Source organism: Ewingella americana (genome assembly GCF_006438725.1).
GTDB lineage: Bacteria > Pseudomonadota > Gammaproteobacteria > Enterobacterales > Enterobacteriaceae > Ewingella > Ewingella americana_A.
Map to the genome: position 1 here is coordinate 159,962 of NZ_RCZD01000004.1, position 21,012 is coordinate 180,973.

Annotated in this window: 19 protein-coding genes; 10 read left to right on the forward strand and 9 right to left on the reverse strand. The window is 51.6% G+C overall.

Annotated features, from left to right (window positions below; all coding sequences use genetic code 11):
- Window positions 1–319: 319 nt before the first annotated feature.
- Window positions 320–1,510 (reverse strand): tyrosine-type recombinase/integrase, encoded by a 1,191-nt coding sequence (locus EAH77_RS08840; RefSeq protein WP_140471774.1) that lies wholly within the window; start codon window positions 1,508–1,510, stop codon window positions 320–322.
- Between the two features lie 172 nt (window positions 1,511–1,682).
- Here EAH77_RS08840 and sapC point away from each other — a divergent pair, with 172 nt between their 5' ends.
- The 5 genes from sapC (at window position 1,683) to dtpA (ending at window position 7,917) form a co-directional block, all read left to right on the forward strand.
- Window positions 1,683–2,573, forward strand: coding sequence for a putrescine export ABC transporter permease SapC (sapC, locus tag EAH77_RS08845; RefSeq protein ID WP_140471775.1), 891 nt, complete (start codon window positions 1,683–1,685; stop codon window positions 2,571–2,573).
- Window positions 2,573–3,565: a putrescine export ABC transporter ATP-binding protein SapD gene (gene sapD / locus EAH77_RS08850; RefSeq protein WP_140471776.1), complete on the forward strand. Its 993-nt coding sequence runs from the start codon at window positions 2,573–2,575 to the stop codon at window positions 3,563–3,565. The genes sapC and sapD overlap by 1 nt, the downstream gene beginning before the upstream one ends.
- Entirely contained in the window at window positions 3,565–4,374 is an 810-nt protein-coding gene (sapF, locus tag EAH77_RS08855; protein ID WP_140471778.1) for a putrescine export ABC transporter ATP-binding protein SapF, read from the forward strand. The genes sapD and sapF overlap by 1 nt, the downstream gene beginning before the upstream one ends.
- A gap of 238 nt (window positions 4,375–4,612) precedes the next feature.
- Window positions 4,613–5,830: a CMD domain-containing protein gene (locus tag EAH77_RS08860; protein WP_140471780.1), complete on the forward strand. Its 1,218-nt coding sequence runs from the start codon at window positions 4,613–4,615 to the stop codon at window positions 5,828–5,830.
- Between the two features lie 572 nt (window positions 5,831–6,402).
- Window positions 6,403–7,917: a dipeptide/tripeptide permease DtpA gene (gene dtpA, locus EAH77_RS08865; RefSeq protein WP_140471782.1), complete on the forward strand. Its 1,515-nt coding sequence runs from the start codon at window positions 6,403–6,405 to the stop codon at window positions 7,915–7,917.
- Window positions 7,918–8,035: 118 nt separating this feature from the next.
- On the opposite strand, the gene EAH77_RS08870 is transcribed toward dtpA, so the two are convergent.
- The 4 genes from EAH77_RS08870 to EAH77_RS08885 form a co-directional block, all read right to left on the reverse strand.
- Window positions 8,036–9,049, reverse strand: coding sequence for a GGDEF domain-containing protein (locus EAH77_RS08870; RefSeq protein WP_140471784.1), 1,014 nt, complete (start codon window positions 9,047–9,049; stop codon window positions 8,036–8,038).
- 152 nt (window positions 9,050–9,201) lie between these two features.
- Entirely contained in the window at window positions 9,202–10,233 is a 1,032-nt protein-coding gene (locus EAH77_RS08875; RefSeq protein WP_140471786.1) for a helix-turn-helix domain-containing protein, read from the reverse strand.
- Between the two features lie 128 nt (window positions 10,234–10,361).
- Entirely contained in the window at window positions 10,362–11,348 is a 987-nt protein-coding gene (locus EAH77_RS08880) for an alpha/beta hydrolase (protein ID WP_140471788.1), read from the reverse strand.
- Between the two features lie 23 nt (window positions 11,349–11,371).
- Window positions 11,372–12,268, reverse strand: coding sequence for an MBL fold metallo-hydrolase (locus tag EAH77_RS08885; RefSeq protein WP_140471790.1), 897 nt, complete (start codon window positions 12,266–12,268; stop codon window positions 11,372–11,374).
- Between the two features lie 74 nt (window positions 12,269–12,342).
- On the opposite strand from EAH77_RS08885, the gene EAH77_RS08890 reads away from it, so the two are divergent.
- The 5 genes from EAH77_RS08890 (at window position 12,343) to gstA (ending at window position 17,396) form a co-directional block, all read left to right on the forward strand.
- On the forward strand, window positions 12,343–13,290 hold the full coding sequence (locus tag EAH77_RS08890; protein ID WP_140471792.1) for a LysR family transcriptional regulator: 948 nt from the start codon (window positions 12,343–12,345) through the stop codon (window positions 13,288–13,290).
- A gap of 102 nt (window positions 13,291–13,392) precedes the next feature.
- Window positions 13,393–13,665 carry a hypothetical protein gene (locus EAH77_RS08895; protein WP_140471794.1) on the forward strand — a complete coding sequence of 91 codons (273 nt, stop codon included), beginning with the start codon at window positions 13,393–13,395 and terminating at the stop codon, window positions 13,663–13,665.
- Window positions 13,666–13,928: 263 nt separating this feature from the next.
- Entirely contained in the window at window positions 13,929–15,602 is a 1,674-nt protein-coding gene (locus EAH77_RS08900; RefSeq protein ID WP_140471796.1) for a sensor domain-containing protein, read from the forward strand.
- A gap of 114 nt (window positions 15,603–15,716) precedes the next feature.
- Window positions 15,717–16,583, forward strand: coding sequence for a 4-hydroxy-tetrahydrodipicolinate synthase (gene dapA / locus EAH77_RS08905; protein ID WP_140471798.1), 867 nt, complete (start codon window positions 15,717–15,719; stop codon window positions 16,581–16,583).
- A gap of 207 nt (window positions 16,584–16,790) precedes the next feature.
- Window positions 16,791–17,396, forward strand: coding sequence for a glutathione transferase GstA (gstA, locus tag EAH77_RS08910; RefSeq protein ID WP_140471800.1), 606 nt, complete (start codon window positions 16,791–16,793; stop codon window positions 17,394–17,396).
- A gap of 77 nt (window positions 17,397–17,473) precedes the next feature.
- On the opposite strand, the gene pdxY is transcribed toward gstA, so the two are convergent.
- The 4 genes from pdxY to EAH77_RS08930 form a co-directional block, all read right to left on the reverse strand.
- The gene (gene pdxY / locus EAH77_RS08915; RefSeq protein ID WP_140471802.1) at window positions 17,474–18,334 is read right to left on the reverse strand and encodes a pyridoxal kinase PdxY; all 861 of its coding nucleotides are present in this window, start codon (window positions 18,332–18,334) and stop codon (window positions 17,474–17,476) included.
- A 103-nt stretch (window positions 18,335–18,437) separates the two neighbouring features.
- Complete coding sequence (gene tyrS, locus EAH77_RS08920; RefSeq protein ID WP_140471804.1) at window positions 18,438–19,712, reverse strand: tyrosine--tRNA ligase; 1,275 nt, start codon at window positions 19,710–19,712, stop codon at window positions 18,438–18,440.
- Window positions 19,713–19,862: 150 nt separating this feature from the next.
- Window positions 19,863–20,528 (reverse strand): pyridoxamine 5'-phosphate oxidase, encoded by a 666-nt coding sequence (gene pdxH / locus EAH77_RS08925; RefSeq protein ID WP_140471806.1) that lies wholly within the window; start codon window positions 20,526–20,528, stop codon window positions 19,863–19,865.
- A gap of 115 nt (window positions 20,529–20,643) precedes the next feature.
- A complete protein-coding gene (locus EAH77_RS08930; protein WP_140471808.1) occupies window positions 20,644–20,952 on the reverse strand; it encodes an MliC family protein in 309 nt (102 codons plus the stop codon).
- Between the last annotated feature and the right edge of the window lie 60 nt (window positions 20,953–21,012).

The following is a 21,012-nucleotide window of genomic DNA, read 5'->3' on the forward strand; positions in this document are numbered from 1 at the left end:
TACGGCCGGGCCAGAAAACTGAATAATTAGTGATTCTGTGTGCAGCAGAAAATTAACCAAAGTGGAGTAATCGTATGGGCCAGAAACCAATAGGAGCTGTGTGAGATGAATAACGTAAACGCCAGTAATGCAGCCACTGATGAAATCATGCTGACCAGTGATGTTTTAGCTCGTTATAAAATTTCACGCAGCACTCTTTACTTCTGGAGCACACCCGCAAGAATGCCAGCCAGTTTTAAGCGCCCCTTTCCGCCGCCAAAAATTGCTGGCAGTCCGAAGCGCTGGAGAAAAACCGACTTGCTGCAGTGGGAGGAAGAAGTTAACGCGGTGTCAGTGGCCGGCCAACAACCTTCTCAAGATGTTCAAGCCACACAGTCAGCCACTGGTGCTGATCTGCCAGATAGTCGTGAAGGTTATAGCGAGCCATAACGCCCCCCATCTGGTGGCCGAGTAGCTTCTCGATAACGTGGGGCGGTGCGCCGAGTTCTGAAAGGCGTGTCGCAACCGTTCTCCTCAAGTCATGAAGAGACCAATTCTTCATCCCCGTTTTACTGATCACTTGCGCCGAGTAGGCAGCTACACGCGGCTGTGAAGGCGGTTTGTCTTCACGATTTTTAAAATGAGGGGGAGTCAGAACATGGTTTGTCATTGACCATTTCTGATGCTCTTCTAGCAAAAAAATAACACTGTCGGGAAGTGCCCGACGAACCGTTCTACCAGTCTTATATTCACTGGCTGGAACCGTCCAAGTTTTCTCTTTGTAATCGAACCACTCCCATTTAGCAGTGCGTATTTCTGTACTCCGACAGCCGGTCAATAACAGAAAACGGATTACAAGCTGCTGGGATGGGGGCATCCCATCTAAAGCATTCCAAAGGACCCGGATCTCATCATCTGAAAGCTTTCGGTCTTTCATCGCAGCAGTCAAACCAACGTCTGATCTTTTCAACGATTCAATCGGATTAAAATCTATAACATCGCGATTTGAGCAGAATCTGAATGCTCGCTGCATTAAACCGAGAACGTTTCCTGTCACTACACGCCTTCCCATCTGATCGAACAAACTGAGCCAGTGCAATTTTGTTGTCTGATTGACTATCATGTTTCCAAGAACAGGTTTGACATGGTTGTCAAAATTTTGGCGATTTACCTTTATTTTGACTATCCCTTCAGGTTTGCAGTAATACGTTTCCCAATAGGTAAAGGCTTCCTCCACTGTAAGAGCTTCCGTTTTTTGTTGTTTCTCCAACTTAACCTGGCGGCGGGGATCGTAACCCTCTGTGAGCCATGCGCGAAATTGCTGCCTACGTTCCCTTGCTTGCGACAGTGTTATAGAAGGATAATCACCTATGCTTAACTGCACTGGTTTATCTTCCCAACGGTAGCGATAGAAAAATGTTATACCACCGGACACTGAAAGCCTGACGTTCAGTCCCTGTGCATCAGAGATTACCTCTACTTTGTCTCGGCGCTTTCCAAGTGACTTTCTGAGTTTGGTATCTGTAAGCAATGTGTACACTCCTTCCATATACACATGAGTGTACACAAAAATCACAAATTGAAGGTACACAAGCTAAATAACAATAAATCATCTTGAAGCAAGCTATGTACCTAAGGCAATGATATGATTATACAAATTAAATCAGAACATACCAACAAACAAAGAATTCAAGTGAAAACAGATGCCCTACGATAACGTATACCGCGAAAAACAGATGCCAAGCCCGTTCCGCCAGATGTGGGACATTTTCTATCGCGACACGTTGTCGATGATTGGCTTCTATGGCCTCCTCGGGCTACTGTTTTTATGCATCTTTGGACACCTGCTGGCACCCTATGCGTTGGACCAACAGTTCCTCGGTTCCCAGTTGCTGCCACCTTCGTGGTCGCGCAATGGTAACGTGGCATTTTTCCTCGGTACCGACGATCTCGGCAGGGATTTACTCAGCCGTATTCTCACCGGTGCGGCACCAACCATTGGCGGAGCCATTGTTATCACACTGGCGGCGGCATTATTCGGCGTGATTATTGGTGTACTGGCAGGAATAACCCGTGGCCTAAAGTCTGCCATTCTCAACCATATTCTCGATACGCTGCTTTCCATTCCCTCGCTGCTGCTGGCGATTATTGTCGTCGCCTTCCTTGGGCCAAAGCTGGAACACGCCATGCTTGCCGTCTGGCTGGCACTTTTACCGCGGATTGCACGCACCATTTACAGCGCGGTGCATGATGAATTGGAAAAAGAGTATGTTATCGCCGTCCGTCTGGACGGAGCCTCGACCTGGCAGATCCTGCGCTATGCGGTATTACCGAATATTGTGGCCGTCCTGGTGACTGAATTCACCCGCGCCCTGTCGATGGCTGTCTTGGACATCGCCGCGTTAGGCTTTCTCGATTTAGGTGCACAGTTGCCGTCACCGGAATGGGGTGCCATGCTTGGCGACTCGCTGGAGCTGGTTTATGTCGCGCCCTGGTCAGTGATGCTGCCTGGTGCGGCCATTCTGGTCAGCGTCTTACTGATTAACCTGCTGGGTGACGGGATGCGTCGGGCAATCAATGCGGGGGTGGAATAATGCCGTTACTCGATATCCGCAATCTGACCATTGAATTTATGACGGCCGACGGCCCGGTAAAAGCCGTGGATCGCGTCAGCATGACGTTGAACGCAGGCGAAATACGCGGTCTGGTGGGGGAGTCTGGTTCAGGAAAGAGTCTGATTGCCAAGGCCATTTGCGGTGTGACCAAAGACAACTGGCGCGTCACCGCCGACCGGATGCGGTTCGACGACATCGACCTGTTGCATCTCACGCCACGCGAACGCCGAAAGCTGATTGGCCAGAATATTTCGATGATCTTCCAGGAGCCGCAATCTTGTCTGGATCCCTCAGAAAATATCGGTAAACAGCTGATGCAGGCTATCCCCGGCTGGACCTATAAAGGCCGTTGGTATCAGCGTTTTCACTGGCGCAGACGCCGGGCGATCGAATTGTTGCACCGTGTCGGAATTAAAGATCATAAAGACATTATGGCCAGTTTTCCTTATGAGCTGACCGAAGGCGAATGTCAGAAAGTCATGATTGCCATCGCCCTGGCCAACCAGCCGCGTCTATTAATTGCGGATGAGCCAACCAACGCCATGGAACCGACTACGCAGGCTCAAATTTTTCGCCTGTTGTCGCGCCTCAATCAGAACAATAACACCACCATTTTACTGATTAGCCATGACCTGCAAATGATGAGCAAGTGGGCCAATCGCGTTAATGTGTTGTATTGCGGTCAAACCGTAGAAAGCGCGACATGCGAAGACCTCCTGGCTACACCTCATCACCCTTATACTCAAGCACTGATCCGCGCTATGCCGGACTTTGGCCGCTCTTTGCCGCATAAAAGCCGGCTCAATACCCTGCCGGGAGCCATCCCTTCTTTGGAGCATCTGCCGATCGGCTGCCGGCTCGGGCCTCGCTGCCCTTACGCGCAGAAAAAATGTATTGAAACGCCGCGTCTGCGTCTGGTCAAAACCCATGCCTTCGCCTGTCATTTCCCACTGAACATGGAGGAGCAATAATGGCTGAAACCCTGCTCGAAGTGCGCAATCTCAGCAAAACTTTCCGCTATCGCACCGGCCTGTTTCGCAAGATGGATCTTGATGCTGTCAAACCGGTCAGCTTCACTCTGCGTGAACGCCAGACACTGGCGATTATCGGCGAAAATGGGTCGGGGAAATCCACGCTCGCCAAGATGCTATCAGGAATGATTGAACCGACAGACGGCGAGATCTTGATTGATGACCATCCGCTGACCTACGGCGATTATCGCTTTCGCAGTCAACAAATCCGTATGATTTTTCAGGACCCCAGTACCTCGCTTAACCCGCGTCAGCGTATCGGGCAACTGCTGGAAGCGCCTCTGCGCCTCAATAGTGAACTGGACGGACCCCAGCGCGAACAGCGCATTAACCAGACGTTGCGGTTGGTCGGTATGCTGCCTGATCACGCCTATTACTACCCGCATATGCTGGCTTCCGGGCAGAAACAACGCGTCGCGCTGGCCCGGGCCTTGATCCTGCAACCGAAAGTGATCATCGCCGATGAAGCACTGGCCTCGCTGGATATGTCTATGCGATCGCAAATCATCAACATGATGTTGGAGTTGCAGGAAAAACAGGGTATTTCATACATCTATGTGACTCAGCATCTTGGCATGATGAAGCATATTAGCGATCAGGTGATCGTCATGCATGCAGGGGAAGTGGTGGAACGTGGCAGCACGACAGAAGTGCTGGCAGCCCCGCTGCATGATTTAACCAAGCGTTTGATATCGAGTCATTTCGGTGAAGCCCTCACTGCTGACGCCTGGCGTCGCGACGGTAAATAACCCCCCTCAAACGCAGGCCCTCGGTCATTTTCCACCAACATCTTCATGGCGGTAGCGCTTTCTGGCTGCCGTTTTATTGCCAGCGATGCAGTTCCGGGCCAGTGCTATCGTTTTCTGCCGCGATTTTTAGGTTTTCTATTCTATTTAGCTATTATTTATCGCTTAACATTATTTTATCTGGCAGCGCGTATCGGCAAGGATAGGGTCTGAAATTTTGCCTGATGCAAAGGACCCAATCATGGAACAACAGCGCCGCGCCGTTCATAACGGCTGGTATCACGAAACACAATCCAGCCAGCAGGGTCACCTGCCGCCCGCCCCGCACGCGGCACAGGTTGATGATCGTTTTTTGCTTGGGCTTGATACTCAACTGGACCCGACATTACGCCAGCTGTTTGGGGAACATAGTGGCCTTCTGCATGCATCTCGTGCCTGTTATGACGCCCTTTTCCCTGAAAAGGTGGCATTATCCCGTACGGCAACGTTATCGATTTATGACCGTCTGAGCAGCGCCCTGACGGTAGCGCAGGTTACCGGTGTACAACCGCTTTGTAGCCATTACGCTGCCCGCCTCGCCCCGCTTTCCAGCCCTGACGCCTCCCGTGAAAGCAACATTCGACAGACCCACATCACTCAGTTTTCCCGCCTGCTGGCCACGCACCCCACCCTTATTACCCCACAGATGTTAAAACAGTTGGCTGACATTGGTCTAAGTACGCAGGATATTGTGACGTTTACTCAACTGATTGGTTTTGTCAGCTATCAGGCGCGTGTTCTGGCGGTACTGGGTGCGTTACGTGGGCGCATCGCGGCGGTATTACCCGGTTTCCCGGCCCCTGAGTCCTGCGTTCAGCACGGTTTTTCCCTCACATCGCGCCAGTGGCAGGCACGTTTACCTGAGGTGGATCTCACTTGCGCCAGCAAACAGCAGCTCGATGTGCTGGACCTCATCGCGCCGGAGGCCCGTTCATCATCGTTCTACCGCTTACTGGTACAGGATGCTCCCTGTCTTAGCGAGTTCTCCGCCGTCTTTAACCACGTGATGCAGGCCAGAGCGCAAAAGAAAGCCACCTGGCGTGAGCTGGCAGCGGTAGCCACTTCGCGACTTAACGGATGCGTGTACTGCGCGGCTATCCACGGACGCTTCTATCTGGAAGCGGGTGGTGATGAGGGGAAAATTGAGTGGCTGTTCAGCGAGAGCAATGCCGTGGAACGTCGCACGGCCCACCGCTCCACTGACGCTTATAACGAGGACAAGGTCACTCCAGAATACGTTTTATTGCAGGTGACGACAGCGCTGACGCAAACACCGGAACGTTTCAACGCCGATGAACTTCATGCCCTCTCTGATGCCGGTTACAGCGCAGCCCAATCGTTGGACATTCTGCTAACCAGTGCGCTTTTTGCTTGGTCAAACCGCCTGATTCAAACGTTAGGCGACGCCACGGCGCGTTAATCATCATCCTATCCCCCTGCTCGCTATCAGTACGGTTTGCCCTGCTGATAGCTGACTTACCTGACGGCTGAAGACGGTTAATCATCAGAAGTCGTACTAATCTTATTTTCTAACTGAAATTTAGTGTTAAAAAGTGAAGTTGATCACATTAGGATCACCACTCTGCCTGTTAGGCCTTTTCGAACACATTCTGTCATGCGGGAAATTCTGCAACAGAATAATCACGCAACGTTTATGCTCCGTTTATTCATTCAATATCAAACATATTCACTACTCTCAAACTAAAAATCCTGATAATCCACGACAACGCCACCAGTTTATTATTCATACGATAGATTCATTTGCTGAATAGCGAAAACATAATTTTTAATTCTGCATAACATTTCGAACATAGTTTCATCAGGCTGGAACGGATATATGTAACGGAATATGTCAAACTCCTTGCCTCGCTTACGAAGATAGGGAACATTACCCGCCGTCATCCCATCTTATAACAATGCAAAGGGTGCTTAATTCGCGCCACTTTTGCGTCTCCTGTCGTTCAGGACAGGGAGTGATAAACAGAGGTACTAGTGTCAACAGCAAACAAAAACACATCAAAGGATGAAAGCGTCAGCCTGAATGCTTTCAAACAACCTAAAGCGTTCTACCTGATCTTCTCCATCGAGTTATGGGAACGTTTTGGTTACTACGGCCTGCAGGGGATCATGGCGGTTTACCTGGTCAAGATGCTTGGCCTGAGTGAAGCGGATTCCATTACCCTGTTCTCGTCGTTCAGCGCACTGGTTTATGGTTTCGTTGCCATCGGCGGCTGGTTGGGCGATAAAGTCCTCGGCTCAAAACGCGTGATCGTACTGGGTGCCATTGTTCTGGCTCTGGGCTACTCATTCGTTGCCTACTCCGGCCACGACATTTTCTGGGTCTACCTCGGTATGGCGACCATCGCTGTCGGTAGTGGTCTGTTTAAAGCAAATCCATCCTCATTGCTTTCAACCTGCTACGAAAAAGATGACCCGCGTCTTGATGGCGCATTCACCATGTATTACATGTCAGTGAACATTGGTTCCTTCTTCTCTATGCTGGCAACCCCTTGGTTGGCTGCCACCTATGGCTGGAGCGTCGCGTTCTCTCTTAGCGTGGTCGGCATGCTGATCACCTTGCTGAACTTCATGTTCTGCCGCAAATGGGTGAAACGTCAGGGCTCGAAACCAGACTTCAAACCGCTGCAATTCAAGAAATTGCTGATGGTACTGGTGGGAGTTGTTGCGCTGGTGTGCATTTCAAGCTGGTTACTGCACAACCAGACTATTGCTCGTCTGGTACTGGCCGTGGTGTCTATTGGTATCATTATTGTTTTTGCGAAAGAAACCTTTGCGATGCAGGGTATTGCCCGCCGTAAGATGATTGTCGCCTTCCTGCTGATGCTGGAAGCGGTAGTGTTCTTCGTGCTGTACAGCCAGATGCCGACATCACTGAACTTCTTTGCTATCCATAACGTGAACCACGATCTGCTGGGCATCAGATTCCAGCCAGAGCAGTTCCAGGCGCTTAACCCGTTCTGGATCATGGTAGCCAGCCCGATTCTGGCAGCGATTTACACTAAAGTGGGTAACGGGTTACCGATGCCGCATAAATTCGCGATTGGTATGGTGCTCTGTTCAGGTGCGTTCCTGGTGTTGCCATGGGGCGCAAGCTTAGCCAATGAGCAGGGTATTGTTTCCGTAAACTGGCTGGTGCTGAGCTATGCACTGCAAAGTATCGGTGAGTTGATGATCTCTGGTCTGGGTCTGGCGATGGTGGCACAGTTGGTTCCACAGCGTCTGATGGGCTTTATCATGGGCGCATGGTTCCTGACCACGGCTGCGGCGGCAATCATTGCCGGTTATGTTGCCAACCTGACCGCCGTCCCTGCTGATATCCAGGACAGCCACGCTTCTCTGGCGATTTACAGCCATGTGTTCATGCAGATTGGTATTGCGACAGGTGTTATCGCGCTGCTGATGCTGCTGACTGCCTCTAAACTGCATCGTATGACGCTCGATCGTGCTGATGACGACAAAGCGCACGAACTGGCCGCGGCTAAATAAATACAGAACAGAACAGAACAGAACAGAACAGAACAGATTTCACGATGGTTGACGAACGCCTCCGCAAGGGGGCGTTTTTTTTTGCTCTGGCTTGCTGTTTTATTGCGAAAATACTTGGCTAACCAAGGACATAGCGCCCTTTCCCGGCTTGTTTGGCGCGGTACATAGCGGCATCGGCACGAGCCATTAGCGTATCGGGAATCAAGTGCTGCCTGGCACGTCCGAAGCAAACACCAATACTGGCCGACAGCGCGACCGGTATACCCGCCACTTTCTCGATACTTCCCAACGCTGCCAGCAAGCCATTGCAAATACGGCTGACGTCACTTTCACTGTGCTCGAGCTGATGCAGCAGGATAGTGAACTCATCCCCGGCCAGGCGCGCAACAATATCCTGCGTACGGACATTATCCCGCAGCACATGACCAAAAAATTTGAGCACCAGATCACCAAATTCATGGCCATAAGTGTCGTTGTAGGCTTTGAAATTATCGATATCCAGAAACAGTAGCGCCATATCCCGGTCAGCACTTTCTTGCTGACCGACCAGATAATCGAGTGACTGCTGGAAAGCACGGCGATTGGGTAATCCGGTCAATGCATCATGATTGGCTTCATATTCCAACTGGGCTTTATACTGCAAATTTTCCAGGCTGAAGATAAAACTTTGGACCAGCGCCGTCAGATCGCACAGCGTTTGCCGGTCTTCATCGCTCCAGTGCCGGATTTTATCGTCCACCAGACAAAAAGTGCCCAGCGCGACGCCATCTTGTGAAAGTAGCGGGCAGCCCGCATAGAACACGATGTGGGGTGCCCCGGTGACCAGCGGGTTGTCGTGAAATCGCAGATCCAGCCGGGCATCCATCACAATCGTAGGTTCTGGCTGTAAAATCGTATGGCCACAAAAAGAGGTGTCGCGCGGAGCCTGGTTAAAGTCGATACCGACAAATGAAAGAAACCACTGTTTGTCCGCATCAATCAGCGAAACCAGCACCCCCTTGACTTGAAAATAACGGGCAGCCAGGCGGGTGATGCGATCGATCTCCTCAACTCTGGGCATGTCAATAATGCCCAGAGTTGCCAGTAATCTCAGACGTGCCGATTCATCAATAGACAGTTGCGGAACTACCATAGTGCGTTCTCAATTGAAATCGGGGGCGTTTTGGCAAGTCTACTGCTTTTAGAGATAAAGCCTCTGGAAATAGCGTGCTCAGGAACAAAAATCAGAATACTGACAGATCAAATTTCGCGTAAAGAATCAACATTCAGATTACATTTTCACTTTCATAATGAGCTTACCCAGTTAACATGAGTAGCATCAGCCTGCCCCTCCAGCTTCTCTGCCTGACGAAATCTTTCCCGCATTTCTTTCGGCGTTGCACCATAGACTTCGTTGAAATAGCGCCGTAATGCGCTGAGTTCCAACCCGCACTGGCGTGCGATGGCGGCCAGACTGTGATCCGACATAGACGACGAACGCAGTAAACGCTTTGCCAACAATAACCGACGGTTGCGGACAAACTGTGCAATACCGCCCAGCGGTTCAAACAACCGATAGAGTCCCGAGCGGGAAATGGCAAACGACTTGCACATGGCATCGACGCTAATCGGCGAGGCAATGTGCTTTTCGATATGCAGACAGATACGCTCCAGACGCGCGCTTTGCTCGAAGGGATGCTCCACTTTTTTCCCCGCCACCAGATGCAGCGTTTGCAAAAATACCGAAGCAGCACCTTCGCCGGTACTCAGCACTTCCTGCTCGGTCATCTGGTCAAACACTTGCACCATGGTGGCAAAGTGATTGCGCAAAATGATATTCACTGGCGAAGAGGCAAGAATGTGCTTACCGTGTAACGAGGCAATATCGACATTAAAATGCAGGCTGTGCTTGGGCATAATAATGTACTGATAGGTGCAAAGGCGGGGTTTTAAATCCCCCGGATAGACCCGAATTTGAATAGGCTGAGACATATCCTGTATCAGAATATCGCCCTGCGTCATCTGGAAGCGGCGGCCGAAACATTGCACATCCATACCGCCGATAATGACGATAAAGATAACGATATGATCGGGCATGGAAAATAAGTTGCCGTACTGTCGGTTAATGTCATGTTCGCTGACGGTGAGCACACCCCCGATCACGCGACCAAAATTATAGCCCGTCACGCCCCAGTCAAATCCATCGCGATTATTGTCTGGAAGTTCCAGCTTAAAGCCTGCGCTGGACATGCCATCTTCCCATTCATAAAAACGAGTTTCAAAATCCTGGTAGATATTGGCTGAATCAACAATTTTCCGTGAAGAGGAATCGCTCATTTCCGCACCATGCAGTAAGAATATTCCTAAAAGATAATCTACCCTGTTGTGACAAATCAATAGAATAAAAAAACGTCAACCTTGGCCGACGTTCAATTTTACTGCGGTATCAGATTTACCCCTATTATTCAGGGCAGATAGAAATCTGCCACCGCACGGAAAACCTGCAAACGATTCTTCTCCATCAGCATCATGTGCGTGGCCTCCCCTATTTCCACCCAGCGCCGTTCGGGAGAAGCAGTAAACGAGGTGAAATATGCCGTCATCAGACGCAACGGGACATCAGCATCCCATTCACCATGCACCAGCAACACCGGCCGGGTTATCTCTTGTGGCCGATAAAACGGGCGGTTTACGCTCCAGAAATCGCGCACATCCTGAACCGTGCCGTTCACAGCCCTCATGGCCGCAGGCTGGTAGCGATCGCTTTGCGGATCTTCTGCCAGCGAAGCCGCCGCCCAGGCTTCAAACCACCCTGCCGGAATGAGTTCTTCCTGCTTGTCCGCTGGTGCGGCGCTCACCCAGCGCATTTTGCTCTCGCCCACAGCGACCCGACGGTAGGCCCCGAGTTTACCGCCTTCATCTAGCCGTGCACCCTGGTCATTCAGCCATTGAGGTGCCAGTACCACCAACCGGTTTACCTTGTCATTGTTGCGGCTGGTATAAGCACCTGCCACGCTGCCGCCCCATGACATACCGAATATCTGGACACGCGGTAAATCAAGCGAATCGCGAACCCACTCCACGGCCTGGGCCAAATCACGCACGCCGGTTTCGGTGCCATACAACGGTGGATTATCCTCCGGCGGCACGTCCATTTCTGCTGGACGGGTCGAATGCCCATAACCACGGACATCCACCGCGTAGACGTTAAGGCCACGCAACGCCAGCGCATCCATAAACGAAAGGCCGTCGAGACGCACGTCATACAAACTGCCCGAGGAATAGGTCGCACCGTGGATCATCACCAGCGTGTTGTCGGCATTAAACGCGGCCTGCGAGCGCAAATACTTTCGCCGCAGGTGCAGGCGAATGCCCGGCGTGTCGCTGTCAATCATGATCGATTCGGTGACGATATTGTCAGTATTGAAAACAGATTCAGATTTGCTATTCATGGCATTGACCTTGTTTGATGTCATCACAGGAACTGCCAGTGGAAAGCGTCAGCGTCACGGGTGATCCGTCCGGCCGAGCTGGCAGCAAAATGGGTGCTAAACCAGACAGCCTGACGTTCTGCGGCATATTGCAGACTCCACAGGCGCGACGCACGGGCAGAGCCTGCAAATTCGCAGTACATCGAGTTGAGCTCCGGGTAGTACACCTGCAACGGGTGATGCAGAATATCGCCCGCGAAAAAGGCCTCCTCGCCCTGCGACTGAATGCTGATGGACATGTGATCAAGGCTGTGACCGGGCGTGGGAATGAAATGCACGCCGTCGAGCACTTCGCCGCCACCGCGTGGGACGAAGCGCGCCTGTCCGGCCTTGATCACTGGCAATACGCTGTCGTTAAAGATATCGATACCAGGGATCGCGGCATCATTGTCACGGGCCGGAGAGGTGAAATGCTCGGCCTCAGTAGCAGACATCAGGTAGGTGGCCTTCGGGAATGTCGGCACCCACTGTCCGTCAACTAACCGGGTATTCCAGCCCACATGATCAACATGAAGATGGGTCAGTAAGACGTAATCGACCTCTTGCGGGCTGACGCCTGCTGCGGCCAGTTTCGCCAGAAAATCCGTCTGCAAGTGGTGAAATACCGGTTTGTCTGGGCGCTCTTTGTCATTGCCTGACGCAGTATCCACCAGCAGAGTGAATTCGGGTGACTGCACCAGCCAGCAGTGCGTGCTCTGCACCAGCGTCTGATCGTCAGCATCCAGATTTTCGGGGATCAGCCATTCGCGGTGTTTTTCCAATGCCGCTGGCTGCCAGTTTTCACCTAATAATACGGCGGGGTGGGCACCTCTGAGCGTCATTTCATCAATACGGGTGATTTTGAGAGAACCGACGTAAAAAACCTTATTTTCGCGTTTCATTGCATACCTTCACTTGTCTGGCGGGTGAAAGCATCGTATAAATCTCTTAATCATTACTCAAATCGATGCGAAGCATGACAACTATTGATCATTTCAATTTACGAAATTTTGACCTCAATTTGCTGATTGCTTTTGACGCGATGATGGAGGAACTGAACGTCACCCGAGCCGCCGCGCGCTTGAAGATCCAACAACCGGCCATGAGCCACTCACTGAAAACGCTGCGTATGCTGTTTGATGATGAGCTGTTTGTGCGGGTCGGGCAGACGATGAAACCGACGTCGCGTGCGCGCAGCCTGGCGAGTCGGGTGAGAGCAGTACTGCAAAAAGCCGAAGATGCATTGGCCTTCAGCGAACAATTTTCGCCGCTCACTGAGCAACGAACCTTCCGGCTGGGGTTCTCCAGCGAGCTGGAAGTGCATCTGCTGCCGGAACTGATGGCACATTTGCGGGTCGTTGCGCCGGGCGTGCGCCTGGTCGCACGCCACGCCGAGCGGCAGAATTTGCATGCTCTGCTCAATAGCGGTGACATCGATCTGGCCATCGGGTGTTTTGGCGAACAGGCGCAATGGCAGCGAAGCGAAATCCTGTTCGAAGAGCAGTTAGCCTGTTGTTTTAATCCCGCGCTTATGCCCTTTACCTCGCCGATAGGCCAGCAGGATTATCTCACTCAACCTCACGCCCTGATGTCGTTTACAGGCAGCCTGATGGGGTGTGTCGAGAATGCGTTTAACCGTGCAGGCGCCTCACTCAACGCCGTGTTCTCCGCGCCAAACTTCCTGGCACTGCTCTCCTTCGCCCAGCACTCACCGGTGCTGGTGACGCTACCGAGCCGTATTGCGCGCCGCTACGGAAAACTCTTCGGACTGGTATTGTGTCCCGTGCCGTTACAGCTGGAAGTGTTTCCGAACTCCATCGTCTGGCCAGTGAATGCGGACAGCGATCCGGCCCTGGAATGGTTGCGCGAACAAATCAGGGACGTTAATCAACGCATTGAACCGGCAGATGTTGTGGCACATTAATGCAATAATTAGATTGAATTGGATGAGCGTTATTCCGGTGACACTCCACTTTTGCTACGCTTTACTTAACGCTTCCCTGCGCAAAATAACAGGATGTCAGTCATGAATAATAAAAAAGTCCTGGATGAAGGGCGGCAACTAAAACGCCTGAATGCCGAAACACGGCGGCAGTCACATATGTATAAATGGTTTGCGTTTATCGCTGCCCTCGATTGCATTTTGGTTATTTTCTATGATCAGGACATGCGCAATATCGTTTTTTCCGCCGGGGTTTGCATCGTTTGTACTTTTTTGTGGATCAAAGGACGGAATCAATCGCGGAAGTACCGCCGGGAGTGGAATGAAAAATACAATCCTAATGATAAAGTGCCCTGATAATTTTAAAGGTTTGGCTCCCCGTCAACCCAGCCAAAAATCTTTTCGAATCAACTGATTGATATTCCTCCGCATAAAATATCGCTTACCTGACTTAGTGCATGATAAGTGATTGAATTTCAAAATTTAAAAACTACTGTAATCTTCTCAGCACAATGTGAGTAATAATTAGAATATTCTGCAACTTTTCCAGGCTCTCTTTATTTGCGTCGGGCTACCCCTTCGCCCTGATAGACTCATTTTCTGCTCAGGATTGTTAACTCATGCTTACTGAAATTGCGATATGCCAGGCGGTTCTCGATGCGCTCACTGAGGCGACGGTACTGAAAGATGATGAGCGAAAATTGGTTTTTCTTAATCAAAAAGCCTGTGATTTGTTTGGCCGTCCACGGGAAGATCTTATTGGCAAAAATATCTCTTTCTTTACTGAAGATATTCAAGCCGCCCGCCAGCGCGAACGCGATATAGAAGTGTTGACCACCGGAGAGAAAAACGTCAATGAGGAAATACTCACCGACGCCAATGGTAAAATCCGCAACGTACTGGTACGCAAAACACGTCTGACACTGGAACATCGCCATTTTGTTCTAACGTCGATTATGGATATTTCTCTGCTGCGCAGTTCAGAAGCGCAAATCCGCTACCTTGCCCGCCATGATGTGTTGACCGGTTTACCCAACCGCACTGCGCTCAATGAAGACCTTAACCAAATCGCTGCACAACGCATGTACCGCCCCGAGCCCTATGCCCTTTTTCTGCTCAATTTGAACGAATTCAACTATATCAATGATACTTACGGCTATCAGGCCGGGGATGCCATTTTATGCGAATTCGGTCAGCGCCTGCGTAATGAAACCGGCAATAGTGGCACGGTAGCGCGTATCGGCGGCGATGAATTTGCCATTATTCTGCGCAACTGCCCGACGCAGGAACAGGCCAATAATTTGGCGCTGGAAATTATGGTGATGATGCGGCAACCCTTTAGCCTGACCCGCGCCAACCCGATGGTCACGCTTTCCTTCGGCATTGTGATGTTCGGCGCTGAAAACATTACTGGTGGTGAAATCTTGCGCCGTGGCAATACCGCATTGCTTGAAGCAAAACAGCGCGGCAAAAATATGTTCTCTTTTTATTCAGAATTGCTCGACGCCAGCAGCGTCAGCAAACGCATTATGGTCAAAGCGCTGGCTGAATCGCTGTCAAAAGAGGGTGATCTCAGCTGTGTTTACCAGCCGATTCTGCGCAGCGTCGATGAGAAAGTGGTGTGCGTAGAGGCGTTGGCACGCTGGAATCATGGGGTGCTGGGCGCGGTGTCACCGGTGCAATTTATTGCACTGGCTGAAGAGACGGGGTTGGTTATTCAGTTGGGTGAAATTATTTTGCGCCAGGCCTGCCGCCACATTAACTGCTTTAAAAATCTCAATCTGGCAATTAACGTTTCGGCGGTGCAGCTCGGAGAAGCCAATTTTGCCGACCGGATCCTGACACTGTTGATTGAAGAAGGCTTCCCCGCCACGCGCCTTGAGCTGGAGTTGACCGAAACATCGGTCATGAATGCCAATTCCACCAGCCTCACTCACCTGGTCCGTTTGCGAAAAGCCGGGGTGAAAATTTCACTGGATGATTTCGGCACCGGCTATTCCAGCCTCAGTTTGCTGAAAGATATTTCCGTTGACAGCGTCAAAATCGACCGTTCTTTTGTGCAATACGTCACAGAAGTGAATGATACCGCCGCCATCGTTTCCGCCGTGTCGCAGCTCGGAAATAAAATGAAGCTCAATGTCATCGCGGAGGGTGTTGAAAATCAGCTGCAAAAAACCTTCTTAATTTCAGCAGGTTGTTCACATTTGCAGGGGTATTTATTCTCACGACCGGTGCCAGTGGAAGTGCTACGCACCCTGCTGAGCGATGAGTTAAAGATGAATACTGCGGGCTGATATAAGCCCGATAAATAACTCAAATCCCGCTATGAATTCTTTCAATTGGCATCATCCCCCGCTTTACTGACATGATCGCTGGCATTCACTCTGCCGTCGAAGGAAGTTTTAATCATGTCATCGTTTTCAGGTATCTGGGTACCGCTCGTCACACCTTTTCATCAGGGTGAAATTGATTTCCCTGCCTTACAGGCACTTTGTACCCGCTTGCTGAAACAGGGCATTGACGGAGTCGTGGTGTGTGGCACAACGGGCGAAGCGCCAATGCTGACGAAGGATGAGCAATTGCAGGTCCTCGATGCCGTTTTGGCGATCGTTCCAGGACACCAGGTGGTGATGGGGCTTTCCGGCACACATCTGCCAACGGTACGCGCCATGCAGGACGCAATTTTACAGCGTCATGTGGCCGGGATCCTGCTGCCTGCGCCTTACTATATCCGCCCTTCGCAGGCCGCGCTGGCCGCCTGGTTTACCGAGCTGGCCGACCACTCCACCGTGCCGATTATTCTGTACAACGTGCCATACCGCACCGGTATTCACCTGGAGCTGGAAACCCTGCGTCAGTTGGCTGTTCACCCGAAGATCGCTGCGATTAAAGATTGCGGTGGCAGCCTTGAGCTTACGCTGTCACTCATCGCCGACGGCCAGCTGGATGTCCTTTGTGGTGAAGATAGCCAGATATTCTCCACGCTGTGCCACGGCGGCACCGGTGCTATTGCGGCGTCGGCGCATCTGTTTCCCGAACAGTTTGTGCAGTTGATCAAGCAGGTCAATGCCTCCGACCTGGCGGGCGCCCGCCAGACCTTCTTCACCCTGCTGCCGATGATGCGCCTGATGTTCAGCGCACCGAACCCGGCAGCCATCAAATACGCGCTCTCACTGGATGGGCTGCTGCATAATGAGCTGCGTGCCCCCATGCTGCCCGCGCCTGAAAACGTTGAACGCGCGATTCGTGATCATTTAAATCTTCATACCCGCTAATTTCCAAGTAAAGATCGCAGGCTGTCGGGCGAAAATCCATGGCCTGTTATTATCTGAGCATTCGCATCAACAACGCGATTTAGTCACTGACATTTTTCACCGGTGGCCCTAGGATAGTGACAGACCTCTATCCCTGTGCGGCCTCGTGGTTTAGACGTGGCGGCTGCAAAGGTTTGCGTGACAACTGTTCAAACTTACGGAGTCTGTATGAAACTTTATTATAAAGCCGGTGCCTGTTCCCTTTCCCCGCATATTATTCTGCGTGAAGCCGGTCTGGATTTCAGCATCGTCAAAGTCGATCTGGCGACCAAGAAAACAGAAAACGGCGACGATTTTTTTGCCGTTAACCCTAAAGGTCAAATCCCGACGCTGGAACTGAGCGACGGCAGCATCCTGACCGAAGGCGTGGCTATCGTGCAATACCTGGCTGACCAGAAACCAGACCGCCATTTATTGCCGGAAGTGGGTACGCTGGCGCGTTATCACGCGCTGGAATGGCTGAACTACATCGCCACCGAATTACACAAAGGCTTCAGCCCGCTGTTCAATCCGAAAACGCCGGAAGAGTTTAAAACGCTGACCCGTGAAGCGATGGCGAAGAAATTTATCTATGTAAACGAATCTCTGAAAGGGCATCAGTACCTGCTGGGGGCGCGCTTTAGCGTGGCCGATGCTTATCTGTTCACCGTGATGGGCTGGGCGAAAGCGCTGAAATTTGATCTGAGCGCACTGACTGACCTGAATAGCTATCTTGATCGCGTAGCCGCGCGCCCGGCCGTCGATGCCGCGTTGGTAGCTGAAGGCCTGAAATAGTTTTTATTGCTCTTGCCACAATAAAAAACGCCCCGGCTAATGCAGCCCGGGGCGTTCTTATTGGCAGATGAATATCGTTATATTTTCACTGCAGGGAAGTGATGCGCCGGTTTTACCATTTGGTCCTGTGCCGCCACGATTTGCAGCTCATACTCGCCCATCGCATGCGTCGTTAGCATCACTTCGTAGACTGCTGCGGTGACGTGTTCCAGGGCTTTATCCAGCGCTTCGCCTTTGAGCAAATTGACCAGCAACAAGCCACTGGTTAAATCGCCCACGCCGACCGGCTGACGCACACCGAAATCCACCAGCGGACGGTCGATGTGCCAGGCTTCCTCCGCGGTGACCAATAACATTTCAAAGCGATCGCTGTGATAACCGGCGCGGCTTAAGTGTTTCACCAGCACAATTTTCGGCCCCTTACTGATCAGCTCGCGCGCTGTAGCAACGGCATCTTCAACATTAGCGACCGCATGTCCACTGAGCAATTCTAGCTCCAGCAGGTTGGGCGCAATAATATCGCAGTTGATTAAAGCCTGAGTGCAGTGGAACTCCGCCACGCCCGGCGCAACAATGCAACCCTTCTCCGGGTGCCCCATTACCGGATCGCAAAAATACCAGGCATCAGGATTGGCAGTTTTCACTTTGCGCACGATATCCAGAATGCTCTGCCCCTGCTCCGGCGAACCGATATACCCACTCAGTACTGCGTCGCACTCTTTCAGACGGTCAATATCAGCAATGCCTTGTGCAATTTCTGTCAGATGCGTCGCTGGCATCACACAGCCCGTCCAGTGACCGTATTGCGTATGGTTGGAAAACTGCACCGTATTGAGCGGCCATACGTTTGCGCCCATACGACGCATAGGAAATTCTGCCGCACTGTTACCGGCGTGACCAAAAACGGTGTGTGACTGGATAGAAAGAATGTTTTTCATGAGGAGTTTCCGATAGCACGTCATCGGGGAGATGGCGGAATGGCTGAAATCACAAGACAAAAACGAGGGGCCGTTAAGCCCCTCATGATGCCGACCGTAAAGGTTATGCCCAGAGCAGCAGGGTGTAGTTCTTTTTACCGCGGCGCAGCAAAGTGTAACGCCCAAACAGGCGGTCACTGTCAGTGAAGCTGTACTCAGTGTCAGTATGTTTTTCACCGTTAACAGACACGGCGTTAGAGGAAATCATGGTGCGCGCCTGACCTTTTGACGGTGCCATACCGGCAATCACCAGGGCCTGTTGCAGATCCGTATCACGCGGTACTTCGAACAGATCCAGACCATCTTGCGCCAGCTGACCGAAATCAACCTCCGTCATTTCACTCAGTGAACCGGAGAACAGGCTCTGCGTGATGCGTTTTGCCGCAGCCAGACCTTCTGCACCGTGAACCATACCCGTGACGTCTTCAGCCAGCACGTACTGCGCGCGTGGCGCTTTACCACTGATTTTGTCTTCTTCTTCCAGCGCATTGATCTCTTCAATGCTCATGAAGGTGAAGAACTTCAGGAAGCGGTAAACATCGGCATCTGCCGTGTTGATCCAGAACTGGTAAAATTTATACGGACTGGTTTTCTTCGGATCCAACCAGATCGCGCCACCTTCGGTTTTACCGAATTTTGTGCCGTCAGATTTGGTGATAAGCGGAACGGTCAGGCCAAACACTTGTTTCTGGTGCAGGCGACGGGTCAAATCGATACCTGACGTGATGTTGCCCCACTGGTCGGAACCGCCGATTTGCAGCTCAACGTTATGCAGGTCATACAGGGAAGAGAAGTCGTAACCCTGCAACAAGTTGTAAGAGAATTCAGTGAAGGAGATGCCGCTGTCATCACGGTTCAGGCGCTGTTTCACCGCTTCTTTGTTAATCATCTGGTTAACGGAGAAATGCTTGCCGATATCACGCAGGAAGGTCAGCACGTTCATGCCGCCGAACCAGTCGTAGTTGTTGGCCGTGATCGCGCTGTTTTCACCACAGTTGAAATCGAGGAACGGAGAAACCTGATGACGGATTTTTTCCACCCACTCGTTCACGGTTTCATTGGTGTTCAGCTTACGCTCAGTGGCTTTAAAACTCGGGTCGCCAATCAAACCGGTGGCACCGCCTACCAACGCAACGGGTTTATGACCGTCCAGTTGGAAGCGCTTTAGGCAAAGCAAAGGCACCAGATGACCCAAATGCAAGCTGTCTGCGGTAGGATCGAAACCGCAATAGAGTGCAATTGGCCCTTGCGCCAGTCGCTCTGCTAACGCTTGTTCATCCGTCACCTGGGCAATGAGGCCCCGCTCTTGCAGTTGTTTAATCAGGTTGCTGCTCGCCATTAAAGACTCCATTTATTATTTACTGAATCTGTGCAGATTCATGTCTGGCATCATGCCGCGCATGTGCCTTTTCTCTCACCATTACGGGGAACGACATAGAATAAAGCGCTCATCGTCCGAGCGCTAGGAAATCGCGTGATTTTTCGTGCTTCAGGGCGCCAGGCGGTCTATTTTCCAGCCAGTTTCGCGTTCTGATCCGTCATGCTGATAAATGAAGCGATCGTGCAGACGATGTTCACCGCCCTGCCAGAACTCCATCGACTCGATGCTGACGCGAAAACCACCCCAGAAACTCGGCAATGGCACTTCGCCCTGGCTGAATTTCTGTTTCAGTTCGAGGAATTTGCTCTCCAGTACGCCGCGCGCAGAAATGCGGGTTGATTGCTGTGACACCCATGCGCCGATCTGGCTGTCTTTGGGACGGCTGGCGAAATACTTCATCACTTCGAAGGTAGAGAGACGCTCGGCTTTACCGTGCACAATGACCTGACGGTCCAGCATATGCCAAGGAAACAACAGGCTGACGCGGTTGTTATTCGCCAACTGTTGTGCTTTGCGGCTGCCAAGATTGGTATAAAAAACCAGCCCCTTTTGGTCGTAATGCTTGAGCAACACGATGCGCTGAAATGGCTGTCCGTGCTCATCGACCGTGGCGACCACCATGGCGGTCGGGTCGGCGAGTTTGGCTTCACAGGCCTGTTTCAGCCAATGCTCGAATAGCGGCAGAGGTTCAGCGGGTAAATCAGCACGACGCAAACCACCACGGGTATATTCACGCCGAGAGTCTGCTACATCAAATTCATTATTATCAGCCATATGAGTTCAGTACGCGAGAGTGTGAGGTGTCGGTATTCTGCGCCTGACGCGTCAGGATCTCAATCTTCCTGACACGCCGATTCGGGCGTTAATAGAGGGGGGAGGGTCGGGAGGATTATTTCTGCACACAGTCGTTAAGGATGACGGCGTCACCACGCTGCACGAACGCAGCCGGGCCTTTCGACCAAAAGGTATAGTGGCCATCGCTGTATTTGGTCCCTGACGCGGCTTCCACCTGTTTCAGCTTCAGCTGTTTGCCATCGAGCAGGAAATCAACCTGCTGCGCGGGCTTATCCAGTGTGACCGTCAGTGGCGTGGTGCCGCACTGGTAATGCAACGGCTCAGTGGGTGCAGGTGGCTGATGGTGGAACTGGCTGCATCCCGCCAGCGTTAAACCTGTCAAAGCGAAGATCGCTTTTTTCATCCCGTTACTCCTTATGATTTCGGCTTGATCCTTTTAGTACCACGCCCGGCGGCATAACAC